Annotated in this window: 13 protein-coding genes; 7 read left to right on the forward strand and 6 right to left on the reverse strand. The window is 71.0% G+C overall.

The genetic code is table 11. The features are described from left to right. Position 1 precedes the first annotated feature (1 nt). Both ACQPZA_RS02400 and ACQPZA_RS02405 read right to left on the reverse strand, forming a co-directional pair. Positions 2-1,105 carry a hypothetical protein gene (locus ACQPZA_RS02400; RefSeq protein WP_433277967.1) on the reverse strand — a complete coding sequence of 368 codons (1,104 nt, stop codon included), beginning with the start codon at positions 1,103-1,105 and terminating at the stop codon, positions 2-4. A gap of 112 nt (positions 1,106-1,217) precedes the next feature. Then, positions 1,218-2,495, reverse strand: coding sequence for an MFS transporter (locus tag ACQPZA_RS02405; RefSeq protein WP_433277969.1), 1,278 nt, complete (start codon positions 2,493-2,495; stop codon positions 1,218-1,220). A gap of 280 nt (positions 2,496-2,775) precedes the next feature. On the opposite strand from ACQPZA_RS02405, the gene ACQPZA_RS02410 reads away from it, so the two are divergent. Further along, on the forward strand, positions 2,776-4,356 hold the full coding sequence (locus ACQPZA_RS02410) for a GMC family oxidoreductase (protein WP_433277971.1): 1,581 nt from the start codon (positions 2,776-2,778) through the stop codon (positions 4,354-4,356). 26 nt (positions 4,357-4,382) lie between these two features. On the opposite strand, the gene ACQPZA_RS02415 is transcribed toward ACQPZA_RS02410, so the two are convergent. Further along, positions 4,383-4,532: a hypothetical protein gene (locus ACQPZA_RS02415; RefSeq protein ID WP_433277973.1), complete on the reverse strand. Its 150-nt coding sequence runs from the start codon at positions 4,530-4,532 to the stop codon at positions 4,383-4,385. 135 nt (positions 4,533-4,667) lie between these two features. On the opposite strand from ACQPZA_RS02415, the gene ACQPZA_RS02420 reads away from it, so the two are divergent. Next, a complete protein-coding gene (locus ACQPZA_RS02420) occupies positions 4,668-4,985 on the forward strand; it encodes a hypothetical protein (protein ID WP_169398465.1) in 318 nt (105 codons plus the stop codon). A 222-nt stretch (positions 4,986-5,207) separates the two neighbouring features. Then, positions 5,208-5,621, forward strand: a complete 414-nt coding sequence (locus tag ACQPZA_RS02425) for an STAS domain-containing protein (RefSeq protein WP_433277976.1) — start codon at positions 5,208-5,210, stop codon at positions 5,619-5,621. A 66-nt stretch (positions 5,622-5,687) separates the two neighbouring features. Here the strand turns inward: ACQPZA_RS02425 and ACQPZA_RS02430 are convergent, their stop codons facing one another. Then, entirely contained in the window at positions 5,688-5,891 is a 204-nt protein-coding gene (locus tag ACQPZA_RS02430) for a cold-shock protein (protein WP_169398467.1), read from the reverse strand. A 249-nt stretch (positions 5,892-6,140) separates the two neighbouring features. Further along, positions 6,141-7,115, reverse strand: coding sequence for an acyl-CoA desaturase (locus tag ACQPZA_RS02435; RefSeq protein WP_433277978.1), 975 nt, complete (start codon positions 7,113-7,115; stop codon positions 6,141-6,143). Positions 7,116-7,423: 308 nt separating this feature from the next. On the opposite strand from ACQPZA_RS02435, the gene ACQPZA_RS02440 reads away from it, so the two are divergent. Beyond that, positions 7,424-8,176, forward strand: a complete 753-nt coding sequence (locus ACQPZA_RS02440) for a TetR/AcrR family transcriptional regulator C-terminal domain-containing protein (protein ID WP_433277980.1) — start codon at positions 7,424-7,426, stop codon at positions 8,174-8,176. 133 nt (positions 8,177-8,309) lie between these two features. On the opposite strand, the gene ACQPZA_RS02445 is transcribed toward ACQPZA_RS02440, so the two are convergent. Beyond that, positions 8,310-9,521 carry a low temperature requirement protein A gene (locus ACQPZA_RS02445; protein WP_433277982.1) on the reverse strand — a complete coding sequence of 404 codons (1,212 nt, stop codon included), beginning with the start codon at positions 9,519-9,521 and terminating at the stop codon, positions 8,310-8,312. Positions 9,522-9,650: 129 nt separating this feature from the next. Here ACQPZA_RS02445 and ACQPZA_RS02450 point away from each other — a divergent pair, with 129 nt between their 5' ends. From ACQPZA_RS02450 to ACQPZA_RS02460, 3 genes are all read left to right on the forward strand, one after another. Then, complete coding sequence (locus tag ACQPZA_RS02450) at positions 9,651-10,493, forward strand: MEDS domain-containing protein (RefSeq protein ID WP_433277984.1); 843 nt, start codon at positions 9,651-9,653, stop codon at positions 10,491-10,493. Between the two features lie 37 nt (positions 10,494-10,530). Next, complete coding sequence (locus tag ACQPZA_RS02455; protein WP_433277986.1) at positions 10,531-11,520, forward strand: MEDS domain-containing protein; 990 nt, start codon at positions 10,531-10,533, stop codon at positions 11,518-11,520. A gap of 93 nt (positions 11,521-11,613) precedes the next feature. Further along, on the forward strand, positions 11,614-12,609 hold the full coding sequence (locus tag ACQPZA_RS02460; RefSeq protein ID WP_433277988.1) for a chemotaxis protein CheB: 996 nt from the start codon (positions 11,614-11,616) through the stop codon (positions 12,607-12,609). Positions 12,610-12,699: the final 90 nt, after the last annotated feature.

Genomic DNA, 12,699 nt, shown 5'->3' on the forward strand with positions numbered 1-12,699 from the left:
ATCACCAGTTCGACGAGGTGTCCAGGTGACGGCGGAGGTCGTCGAACAGGACGGCGAGTCGGAGGGAGCCGAAGGCGGCGGTCGCGTGGTGCAGCACATCGAACACGGCGACCGTGGGGTCCGGGTGCGTCGCGGCGGCCAACGCGGGGAACGCCACGGCCTGCTGCAGCCGGTCGGGACCCTGCCCATCCGCCGGGCTGACTGCCCGGTACCGGACGTGCTCATCGGCCCACAGCGCCTGCCACGACGCCTCGACGTCGTCGAACGGCGCGGGCAGGGCTTGCCCGGAGTCGAGTGCGGCCAGAGCCGGAGCGATCCAGACGATCTCATCGAGGCCGGCCTCGGCGAAGGCACGGCGGGCCGCCCAACGAGCGAGCGCACGCTGGCGCGGTGCCCCGGCGGCTGCGACGGCCTCGGCGAGGGCCCGGTCGAGCAGCACCAGCGTTCGCGCGGAGGGAATCTCCCCCAGTGGACCAGGGGGTCTGGCTCCGCGCCAGAGCAGAGCCTCGTGCTGCTGCCGGCTGCGTTCGGCCTCGGGGTGTCTGCGGCGGTCGGCCTCGGCCCGCTCGGCCCGCACCTGGGCGGGATCAAGACTCTGCGCGTAGTCGTGCCAGTACCGCGCCACCTCGCCGGTCTGCCGCAACACCTGGTCCGGCCGGGCGGCCGATGGCCAGAACTGCAGCAGGTATCGATCGGGCGCAGGCGCGTCGGCACGGCTCGTGTCCGCTGCCTTGCCCGCGTCGATGCCGGAAGCGCAGTAGCGGACCCGGTACACGCCGGGGGCGAGCGCAAGGGGCTGGAACGTGGCACCCGCCCACCCGACCAGCGCAGTGGCTGACGAGTCGGCGACGAACCCGACCTCGACCACCTCTTCCCACTCCTCGCCCACCGGTGGCGGCCCGTCGTGCTCCTCGACGACGAACGGGACCTGCCCGGTGTGCAGACCGGTGATCAGGAACAGGCCGCCTGGATTTGCCGCTCCGCACAACCCGTTGACCTGACCGGCGAAACACGAGGCAAGATCCGAGACGCGCCAGCCTTCCACTCCGTCGACAGAGGCCTGCGAGTAGCTGACGTGGATATCGCCGCTGAACAGGGTTCGCACGCGGGCATTCTGCTGATCACCGGCCCCCAGCGCCATGATCGCTACGAGATCCGGGTGTTCGCCCTTGTGGGAGCGGATGGGCGGGTCTCGCGGCGATCATGAGGCCGCGCGGTCAGGTGCTGCGCACCCGGGGCGGGACGATCATCTTCCGGACGTCGACGAGCAGGAGGGCCGCGAGGCCGAGCAGCGGGAACAGGGTGAGCTGCACGAGACCCGCGCCCTGCCACCCCATCCCGGCGACGAGCCGGGCGAAGATCAGTCCGGAGAATGCTGCCGCCACGTAGTACGTGAGGATGAAGAGCCCGGCGCCGCGTCCCACGTGTTCGGGCCGGACGGCTCGCTGCAGAACCGTGCTGCAGTTGGTGAAGAGCACGCCACTGGCGAAGGTGCCCATCAGGAAGGCGAGCACGTACTGGGCGGCGGTGCCTTCGGCGAACTGGTACGCCGCCAGCGCGGTGAGTGACGAGCCGACGAAACCGACGGCCAGGAGCAGGCGCTGGTCGACGCGGTCCGCCAGCCACCCCACGGGAAGGGCGGTCATGGCGCCGAAGCCGACGAGCGACGCCGCGAGGGCGGCCTGTCCGGCGCTGAACTCGAGTTCCTCGCGGAGAAAGGTGGGGTACAGGCCCAGAAATCCGTAGAAGACGAGCCCCGACACGGCCGATGTGATGCCCAGGGCGAGGGCATTCCGGTTGTAGGGGGAGGCGGGGACGTGCTCGTAGGACGCCGTGTCGGTGGTGCCGTCCCGCCCGGCCACCGCCTCGCTCATGGCCCGGGGGACGGCGATCAGCAGGACAACCGCCATGACCAGGCCTGCACCTCCGAACACGAAGAACGGGGTGCGCCAGCCGCCCGCAGCCGTCGCCAGGCTCTGCCCGATGATCGGTCCGAGGAACACACCCAGGCCGAAGGCGAGACCGATGAAACCGGCCGCGGAGGCGCGGCGGTGAAAGAAGTAGGCGCCGATGATCGCGTAGATGGCCGTGGCCTGGACGCCCTCGCCGACTCCGCTCAGAAGCCGGTACAGAGCCATGTCCGCGAACCCCGCAGCGAACGGGATGGCGATCGTGGCGAGCGAATAGACGAGCACGCTCACGACCACGATCATTCTGCGCGGCAGCCGGTCCAGCAGGTATCCCGCCGGGAGGCCGGTGAGGGCGAGGCCCAGAGTGAACCCCGTGGCCAGCAGCCCGGCCTGGTCGAGCGAGAACCCGAACTCCTGACGGATCTCCGGCAGCAGTGGATAGAAGACCTGCCGGTCCATCGCGTTCAGCATGTACGACAGACAGAGCACCGTGAAACCGATGATGAGGGCGGCGGACGAGGCCTGGCGGCCCGGCCTGGGCTCGTTCTGTGGGTGCGTGCGACCGGGGACCGTCGGCTGCGCCATCGAAGCTCCTGACGTTCTCGGTGTCCGCTGAGCGGACACTCGTCCGTTGCCGGGTTCGCGTAGAGTGACCGAGTTGCCGAGGCGCCGTCAAGAGGGCCGCCGCAAGTCGAGGCCCAGGGCACGACCCGCAACCTGCGAAGGACCCGCGCCGGTCCCGTCGCTCCACACCCCGGCCGGTCGGCCTCGCGCCGCTGCTGATCGCGATGGACGACGGTCGGCGGGAGCCCATGTGGCCGTGGCGCCGCTCACGGAGTGAGAGTCTGAAGATCAGAGTGGCGCTATGGTCAAACCTTCGGAAAAGAGAAGGGGTGATCGGGTGCCTGGGTCGACCGGTGCAAGATCTTCAGGTCAGACCGAGTTCGTCGTGGTCGGGGCCGGCACGGCAGGCTGCGTCATCGCTTCGCGCCTTTCGGAGAATCCCGACAATCGGGTCCTGTTGCTGGAGGCGGGCCCGTTCGACGGGCCTGCTGCCATGGCGGTGCCTGCTGCGGCGGCGTCCATGTGGGGAACGGCGGTCGACTGGGCTTTCCACAGCGAGCCGCAGACCGGTCTCAACGGAGCCGTCGTGCCGTATACCCGAGGCCGGGTGCTGGGTGGCTCGAGCAGTATCAACGCAATGGCGCACATTCGGGCGCATCGATCGAGCTATGACGACTGGGTCCGCAAGGGCGCCCGGGGCTGGGGTTATGACGACCTGCTGCCCTACTTCCGCCGTAGTGAGCACGCGGACAGCACGGACACCGCGAACCGGGGTGTCGACGGACCGATGCAGGTGGCAGCGCTGCACGAGGTGAGTCCCTTCGCTCTCGCCACCCGCGACGCCGTGCGGCAGGCCGGGCTCCCGTTCGTCGACGACATCAACGTGGCCGAGCAGGACGGCGCGGGGTGGCTGGAGAAGAACATCGTCGACGGCGTACGCCAGTCGGCGGCTGACGCCTACATCCGCCCGATTCTGGCCGATCGCCCCAACCTGACCGTTGCCACCGATGCGCTGGTCCATCGGCTCCTGTTCTCCGGCGGACATTGCCATGGGGTGGAGTACTCGATGGAGGGCGAACTGCACCGCGTCGACGCAACTCGCGAGGTGGTGTTGACGGCGGGCGCGATCGGTTCGCCGCATCTGCTCATGCTTTCCGGGATCGGCCGGGCGGCAGATCTGAATGCGCACGGCGTTCCTGTCGTCACGGATCTTCCCGGGGTGGGGGAGAACCTGCAGGACCATCCGATCGCCCGTCTCGTCTACTCCGCAACCGGTCCCGTGCGGCCGAGTGCACGCCTCTACGGCAGCATCACCGCGCTGCTCCGCAGCGACCCCGCGATCGAGTACCCGGACATCCAACTGCTGTTCTGGGACATGGTGTCGTACCGGGCGCTGGCGGGGGGCCCGGAGCACGGCTACACCATCGGCGTCGTCGCGGCACGCCCCCGCAGCCGCGGCCGGATCCGCCTCGCGTCCGGCGAGGTCGGCGTGGCGCCCCTGATCGACCCCGGCTTCCTCACCGACGCCGACGACGTGCGGGTGCTCACGGAGGGGATACGCCGAGCCCGGGAGATCGGTGAGCAGCCGGCGCTGGCCGAGTGGCGGGCCAAGGAGTTCGGGCCCGGCGTGGACGTCCAGGAGGCCGATCAGTTGGAGCGGTACATCCGGGAGGACACGCACAGTGCCTGCCACCCCGCGGGGACCTGCCGGATCGGCGACGACGAGCGCGCCGTGGTCGACAGTGATCTTCGCGTGCGTGGCGTCACGGGCCTGCGGGTCGCCGACGCGTCGGTGATGCCGTCGGTGGCGGGCGCGAACATCAACGCCACCGTGCTGGCCATCGCCGAGCGCGCCGCCGTTCTCATCGGGAGCGAGGGCTGATCAGATCGGTCCGTCGGGCGGCTGCCTCAGATCTGCCGGAGGCACCACCAGAGCCACGCGCCACCCCCGAGTACCACCACGGCTCCGGTGACGAGGGAGCTGACCACGAGCAACATCACCCCGATGGCGATGACGAGCGCCGCGACGCACAGACTCAGTACGAGTGTCGGCCTCACCGGACCAGCATGTCGCAACTTGCCGTCGGTGGCGGTCCACCTCGGCGCACTGATCCGTTCGGGGTAGCGATGGTGGGGGAGGGGCCTGGGCCGGTCGGACGCCGCGGAAAATCGTGACGTGCGACCATCCCCGCCGTGACGAGACCTGTGATCTTCGTCGGTGGACCGCTCAACGGGCAGGTTGCCGAGCGGACTGGCGAGAAGTGGGACCAGTACCGCGACGACTCCGGACAGCCGCTCTCCAGGGAGATCGGCGACAAGGTCATGCGCCAGCAGCCGGCCAGCGAGCGGCAGCACTACTACCTGGCCTTCATCGCCGGGCAGCGCGAAGCTCTCGCCGAATGGGCCTACGTCCACCTGCCCCTCATGGGCTACTACACCGCCGCCGGCACATGGAACGCCAGTCTCAGCGCAGCCGTGGACGTGATGCAGGGGGCAGTGGCCAAGGAGTGACGGTTCCGGTGGTGTCGCCTCCCGCTACGCTGTAGCGTTAGTGATGTCACCGTGCCGAACAGGTCGATGACCCGCGGGGAGGCCTCGGCTCGCATCGAACGGAGCCCGAGCGCTTGCCTCGGCCCTGGGTACCCGTGCTGTCGGTCATGCTCCCGCCACGGATCTGGTTCTCAGGCCTCCCCGGTCGCACCACGCCCTTGGCATGGTCGTTGGAGTAGAGCCATGAACCCACGTCATCCGTTGCTCGGCCGTCCCGGTCGAGCCGATGCCCACCTGCGGGTGGCCGTCCACCAGCACACCGGTGCCGGGTTCGCCCTCAGCGTGGAGGGCGTGCTGGAACGGGCGACCGCGCCGATGCTGGCAGGCTGCCTGCACCGGCTGCTCGCGGTCGCCCGGCCGCCGGAGAGCGTGGCGGTCGACCTCGCCCGGGTGACCTTCATCGACGTGTGCGGCCTCAAGGTCCTGCTCGACGCGGCGAGGTGCGCCATCGAGCGCGGCTGCTCGCTGCGCCTCACCGACTGCAGCCGTCCCGCACTGCGGCTGGTGCGGATGGCGACGGCGTTCGACGTTCCGGAAGGACCTGCCCCGCGTCCCGATGGGAGCGCCCGCGCCGGGTTTCCGCTGGTGAGCGTGTGACGCCTGCCCGGGAATGCCAGGAGCCCGCCTCCCAGAGGAAGGCGGGCTCCTGGCAGAACAGGTGGATCAGATGACGCGGACCCCGGTGGCCTGGGGGCCCTTGGCGCCCTGGCCGACCGTGAACTCCACGCGCTGCCCCTCATCGAGGCTGCGGAATCCACCGGCGTCGATCTCGGAGTAGTGGACGAAGACGTCAGCGCCGCCGCCGTCGGTGGAGATGAAGCCGAAGCCCTTTTCGCCGTTGAACCACTTGACTGTTCCCTGTGCCATGGTGACTGCTCCTCGCAGGTAGAGGGGCTCCGCACTGTGCGAAGCCCGGCCGGCAACAGCGGCCTGCCCTGCGTCGTCCTGACGCCGGCGCCCGGCCACCGCTTCGTTCCTGCGGGCGTGCAACACACGAACACCGAAACTCAACGACCTACCTACCTAACTGGCGGACCCGTCGAATCGTTCCGCGAATCGCAAGAATATTTTTCCGGTGCTGCGAGCGGTCGGCGCGGACGATGGTGCGCGTAGCCGTCAACCGGAGGTCGTGGCCGGGTCGGCGGTGATCCGGGCCAGCCGGGAGGTGGTGGGCCAGCGAACGCTGTGCGCCCAGCCCAGCTTCTCCAGGATCCAGATCACGCGGGCGGACATGTCGACCTGTCCTGGCTGCACGCCGTGACGGGCGCAGGTGGGGTCGGCGTGGTGCAGGTTGTGCCAGGACTCGCCCATGGACAGGACCGCCAGCGGCCACACGTTGGTCGCCTTGCCCTGCGCGACGAACGGGCGATCACCGATCATGTGGCAGATCGAGTTGATCGACCATGTGACGTGGTGCAGTACGGCCACGCGCACCAGTCCGGCCCAGAAGAACGCCGTGAAGGCACCCCAGAACGACATGGTGACGAGGCCGCCGATCAGGGCCGGTGCGAGCAGGCTGATCACCGTCCACACCGGGAACAGCAGGCTGATCCGCGCGATGTCGCGGTCGGCGAGCAGGTCGGGGGTGAAGCGGGCGGCGTTGGTGCGGTCCTTCCCGAACAGCCAACCGAGGTGGGCGTGGAAGAACCCCTTGGCCAGCGCGGCCGGGGTGGTGCCGAACAGCCACGGCGAGTGCGGGTCGCCGTCCTTGTCGGAGTAGGCGTGGTGGCGGCGGTGGTCGGCGACCCAGGTGACGACGTCACCCTGCAGAGCCATGCTGCCGGCGATGGCGAGCCCGTTGCGCAGGCCCCGGTTCGCCTTGAACGCGCGGTGGGTGAAGTAGCGGTGGAAGCCGACCGTCACGCCGAAGCCGGAGAGGAAGTAGAAGCCCACGGCGAGGCCGATGTCGAGCCAGCTCAGGCCCCAACCCCAGGTCAGCGGCACGGCCGCGACCAGGGCCAGCATCGGGATCACGGTGAAGAAGTAGACCAGCGCGCTCTCCGCGGGTGGCCGTCTCCCGTCGAGCATCGGTTTGGCGTGGCCGCGCTGCTCGGTGGCTGTCGTGCCCCCGGGGGCGGTCAGTGTTGTCATGCTCGGAGTTCTCCTCGGTGATCTCGGGCGTGCGGCGGTCGTGCTGCGCCTGGTTGCGATGAGATGGACCCGGTCCTGGCGGAACGGCCCTGCGAGACGAAGACGCCCCGGGGTGCGGGGCCCTCACGTGCCTGCGGATTCCTGCGCCCGCACACTCCGGATACCCGTTTCCGACGATGGAGCACTGCGGACGGTGTGTGCGACGTGTCACTACTTTGTCGCGCTAGGTTGTAGACACTACGGTGTAGCGGCCCAATCTTCAATCGCGGACGGGGCAGCGCACGACGACGAGCACGGAGGTAGGCCTGGTGGACGGCGACGACACGTCGAACCCGGTGGTCGACGGAGACATCGACGGCGTCGCCGGTGCCGTCCCGGACGGGGGAGGGCGCCGGCCGGTGCTGTCCCGGAGCGAGGTGCTTGCCGCCGCCCTGTCGCTCATCGACCGCGACGGCGTCGAGGCGCTGTCCATGCGTCGCCTCGGCAAGGCGCTCGGCCGCGACCCGATGCGTCTCTACCGGCACGCGTCGAGCAAGGACGAGCTGCTCGACGGGGTGGTCGAGCTCGTGCTGTCCGAGCTCTCCGTCCCGGTGCCGGCGGACGCCGGCGACTGGGAGAAGGCCCTGCGGCGCACGGCCCACGCCTTCCGTGCGATCGTTCTCGCCCATCCCCACGTCGTGCCCTTGCTGGTGACCCGCCCGCTGGCCACCCCACTGGCCATGCGCCCCCTGGGCACGCTGCGCCCGCTCGAGGACCTGCTGGCGCTGTTCATGGAGGCAGGTTTCGACGGGCGCGGCGCTCTGCACGCCTACCGCCTCTACATCGGTTTCCTGTACGGGCACGTGCTCAACGAGCTGCAGGAACGGGTGCAGGACCCGGACGAGAGCGATGACCTGCTGCGGCTCGGCCTCTACCGGTTGCCCGTCCTCGAGTTCCCGCGGCTGCGCGCGCTGGCGACCGAGCTGGCGGAGTACGACGGCGGTCAGGAGCTCGACGAGGGTCTCGACGTCATCCTGACGGGCCTGCGCGAGCAGCTGAAGGCCGGCGCCACCGACTCGTGACGCCTGCTCGCGGCGGACGGGTGCGCCGCCCCTGACCGATCGCAGCGCCTACGGTGTCCCGGCCGACGCCGGCCGATCAGTCACCGGCCGGGCGTAACCGGATGATCGTCCGTGGGTGAGGGTCTCCCCGTCGTCAGGCGAGGGCGACACCGCGGCGGGCGCGTTGCCGGGCGCCCGACACGGCCACGGCCACCGTGATGAGGGCGAGCAGGCCGACGAGCACCAGCACGGGGACGTCCAGGACGGTGAGCACGAGGAGCGGGGCGATGGCGGCCACCGGCCACGGCCACAACGCCGACAGGTGCTTGTGGGCACCGACGAGCACGATGCCTGCGCCGATGAGGGTGAGGGTGATGCCACCGATCGCGGTCCACCCGGCCGGTGCGGGCAGGGCGGCGTACGGGTGCATGACCAGCTCCTCGATGCCGACGCCCGCCGCGGCGATACCGAGGCTGAGCGGCAGGTGGCCGTAGACGTAGAGGTCGTGCCGTTCGTCGGCCTCGTCCTCCTCCTCGTCCTCGTCTTCCTGAAGCTCTTCGTTGCCGCTGGCCGAGGCGACGTCGAAGTAGGTCCACCAGAGGGCGCCGCCCACCACGAACCCGACGGCCGCCACGACCACGGCCAGGCCGGCCCAGGCGGCGTCGTGAACTCCCGTGACGATGCCCGCGACGACCTCCCCCAGCACGAGGATCACGAACAGCCCGAACCGCTCCGGCAGGTGTTCCATGTGCAGCGGTGCGGTGTCGCCCCGCCACGTGGCCACGACGGGGCCTGCGGCGTCGGTGACCACCGCCACTGCCCACAGCACGTAGCGGGCCGGGGCCGGCACCGCGAGCGACACCGCCCAGAGTGCGGCGGCGATCCCGGTGCTGCCCAGGTAGACCGTGATGTTCCCCCGGCTCCCGGGCACGTGCCTCCACGCGCGCACGTACAGCGCCAGCAGCACGACCCGGCCGAGCAGGAAGCACGCCGCGAACGGCACCGCGGTCGCCCCGTCGGCACCGGTCGCGGCGGCGGCACAGCCGGCGATCGCGGCGGTGCCGACGAGCTGGGCGAGGCGGAAGACCACGTCGTCGGTGTCGAAGCGGTTGGCGTAGAGCGTGGTGCTGACCCACGAGAACCACATGGCCGTGAACAGACCGGCGAACACCGCGGCGCCAGACCAGCTGAGGTCCTTCAGGAACGCGGAGGCGAGCTCGGCGACGACGAGCACGTACGCCAGGTCGTAGAACAGCTCCAGCCGCGACGCCGTGCGTTCCTCACCGGTGGCGAGCCGCGGCGGGCGTACCCATTCCGCCGCGGCGTCGCGCGCCGCGACATCGGTCTCCTCGCGCTCCGCAGTCATGTGCTTCCTCCCCGGGTTCGATGGCCGCGACAGTGTCCCTGTCCCGTCGCCGTCGCGCCGGGTCGAAATCACGACCGGCGGCGGGCTTCGGGCTGGGTACGGCGGCCGGGACGTGGGTACGGTTGGGTCGTGTCCGCCACCGGTCGTGATCAGGTGACCACGATGTGGGACGGTCACCTGCTCCTGCTGCACCGCTCCGAGAGCGACCGGCTGGCCCGGTTGGCGGCCTGGGTCGACAGGGGACTCGACCAGGGGGAGAAGGTCCTCTGCGTCGAAGGCGCGGAGGCGGGGAGCCCGTTGTTCGGTCACCTCCGCGGTTGCGGGATCGACGTCGACGCGGCCGCGGAGGAAGGCCGGTTGGAGCTGCTGCCCCTCGATGCGTTCTCCTCGCCCGACGTTCAGGACGAGGTGGTGGACCGGGCGCTCGACGAGGGGTTCCCGGCGCTGCGGATGTCCGCGCAGGCCGACTCGGCCCGCACGATCCTCACCACCGAGGCGTACCAGGACCTGGAGCGTCGCATCGATCGGCTGTGCCGGACGCGACCGGTGTCGGCCATGTGCCGTTACGCGCGCCGCTCCACCACGGGCCAGCTTCTGCGTGACGTCGTGGGGATGCACGTGGCGGGGGTGCGCGATCCGACCTTGAGCAGTGGTGGGGCCGGGTCGGAGCTGGTCCTCCGGGGCGAGGTCGACATCGCCAACGTCGATGTACTCGCAGCCACGCTGGCCGCCGCCCTGGATGCCGCGATGTCCTCCGGACGGGATGTGGTGCGGCTGGATCTCGCCGGGGTGGACTTCCTCGGTGTCTCTGCCTGCCGCGCGATCGTGGAGGAGAGCGCGGCCTTCCGCGACGGTGGTGGTCGCCTCGTGCTCGCGGGCTCGGCACCGGGGCTCCTTCGCGTCCTCACGCTCGTCGGGCTCCCCGCGGTCCCGGGCCTGGAGCTCATCGGATGGGACCGTCCGGCCGGTTGACGTATCGCTGTCCACGACAACGGGTACGCCCCGATTTGTGCAGGCCGGCCACCCCGACGCCCCCCTCGCCGCGAGCGCAGCTCACGCCGTCGCGCTGTACGGGTCCGACGCGGAGCTCCGGCGGATGGTGCTGCCCTTCGTGCGCGAGGGCCTGCACGGCGGAGAGGCTGTGGTGGCCGCCGTGTCGGAGCAGGCGGCCGCTGTGCTGTGCGAGGGGCTGGGGAAGGCCCGGAACGACGTTCGATGGGCGGTGCCCGGCCTCACCTACACCAGCCTCGGGCCGGCGTCGGAGGCTGTGCGCAGCTATCTCGCCGAGCAGCACGAGGCCGGTACCCCTGTCCGGCTGCTGGCGGAGAACGCCACCGGCGGTCCTGCGGGGCGGACTGCCGCGTACCTGCGCCTCGACGCGGTGAGCAGCGAGGTCTACGGCGTCTACGGGTTCCCCTGGGCGTGCCTGTACGACCGGCGCCGGTATCCGGCCGAGGTGCTCGAGCAGGTGGTTCAGGTCCACCCCCTGCTGCTCGGAGCGGACGGCCGTGCGGCAGGCAACGGCGCGTACGTGAGCCCCGAGGCGTACCTCGCCGCGCATCCCGGGCCACTGTCCCCGGTGCCGCCGACGGTGGCCCTCGACGTCACGCTGACCACGGGCTCGGAGCTGTCGGCCGTGCGAAACCGGGCGGCGGCCGCCGCGGGGCTCCTCGGCCTGCCCGTCGCCGACACCCGTGATCTCGAGCTCGGGGCCGGTGAGGTGATCGCCAACGCTCTGGAACACGGTGTCCTGCCCTGCCGGGTCCGGCTGTGGGGCGAGGCGGGGCAGGTGGTGGTCCGGGTGGACGACCGCGGGCCCGGCGACGGCGTCGCCACCGCGGGATTCCGCCGCCCACCCCTCGACAGCCGTTCCGGCATGGGACTCTGGATCGCCCGCCAGCTCGCCGACGTCGTCCACGTCGGAACCGGGGTGGACGGGAACGCGGTCGAGCTCCGGTTCGGCGCTGTCGCGCGAGGAGGGGGACGAGATGCCGCGTGACGACGGCGAGGGCGGCCGGGCTCGGCGAACGACCCCTGCCCGAACTGTGAGGATCGGACGGGTGCGCGGCGCCGATACGGGGTACCGCAGACCGTGACACGTCCAGCGGTCGTTGCGGTCGGTGGGTCGGCAGGCGGCATCGAGGCGCTCGTCGCGATGGTGGCCGGCCTGCCCGCCGACCTGCCCGCGTCCGTGCTGGTGACGGTGCACATCGGGCAGCACGCCCGGAGCAGCCTCCCGCGGATCCTGGCGCGGTCCGGACCGCTGCCGGCAGCACACGCCGTTCACGGGGAGCAGGTCCGGCCCGGACGCATCTACGTCGCGCCTCCCGGATTCCACCTGCTCGTCGCGGGCGGGGTGGCGCGGCTGAGTCCGGGCCCGCGCGTCAACCGGCACCGGCCGGCGGTCGACGTGATGTTCGGCAGCGCGGCGCGGTGGGCGGGGGACCGGGTGGTGGCGGTCGTGCTGTCCGGCCTGCTCGACGACGGCGCCGTGGGCGCCGCGCTCGTCGCCAGGGCGGGCGGCCGCGTGGTCGTGCAGGACCCCGCAGAAGCGATCTTCGGGTCCATGCCACGAGCGGCGCTGGGCGCGGTACCGGCTGCGGACGTGCAGCCGACGGCGCGGCTCGGCTCCGCGGTCGGGGCCGTGCTGGAGGAGAGTGAGCCTGAGCGCAGGTCCGAGGACGAGAGGCAGGTGGAGTCGGAGATGTCGATGGAGGACAGCGGGAACCCGCGGTTCCTGGCAGCGGAGGAGACCCGGCTGACCCGCCTGATGTGTCCCGACTGTGGCGGCTCGCTCGCGGAGGTCGAGCTCCCGCACATCAGCTACTACCGGTGCCATGTGGGTCACCAGTACGCCCCGAAGACGCTGGAGGCGGCGCAGGCGGAGGCCGCGGAGCGGAAACTGTGGGCGGGGGTCGCGGCGCTGGAGGACCATGCGGCGCTCGCGCGGCACCTGGCCGAGCAGCCAGCTGCGCACGACCATCGCGCCGAGTACCGCCAGGCTGCCGAACGGGCCGCGGACCTGGCGAAGATGATGCGGTCGCACCTCGATTCTCCGAGCCTCCAGGACGTGGCCGGCTCGTCCTGAGCCGCCGTCCCGACGAAACGGACGATACGGAGACGACGACGCGGCGCCGGGCCTCCCTGGGCAGGTCTACCGTGCGGTTGCATGAACATG

Source organism: Pseudonocardia xinjiangensis, assembly GCF_050948425.1.
Lineage (GTDB): Bacteria > Actinomycetota > Actinomycetes > Mycobacteriales > Pseudonocardiaceae > Pseudonocardia > Pseudonocardia xinjiangensis.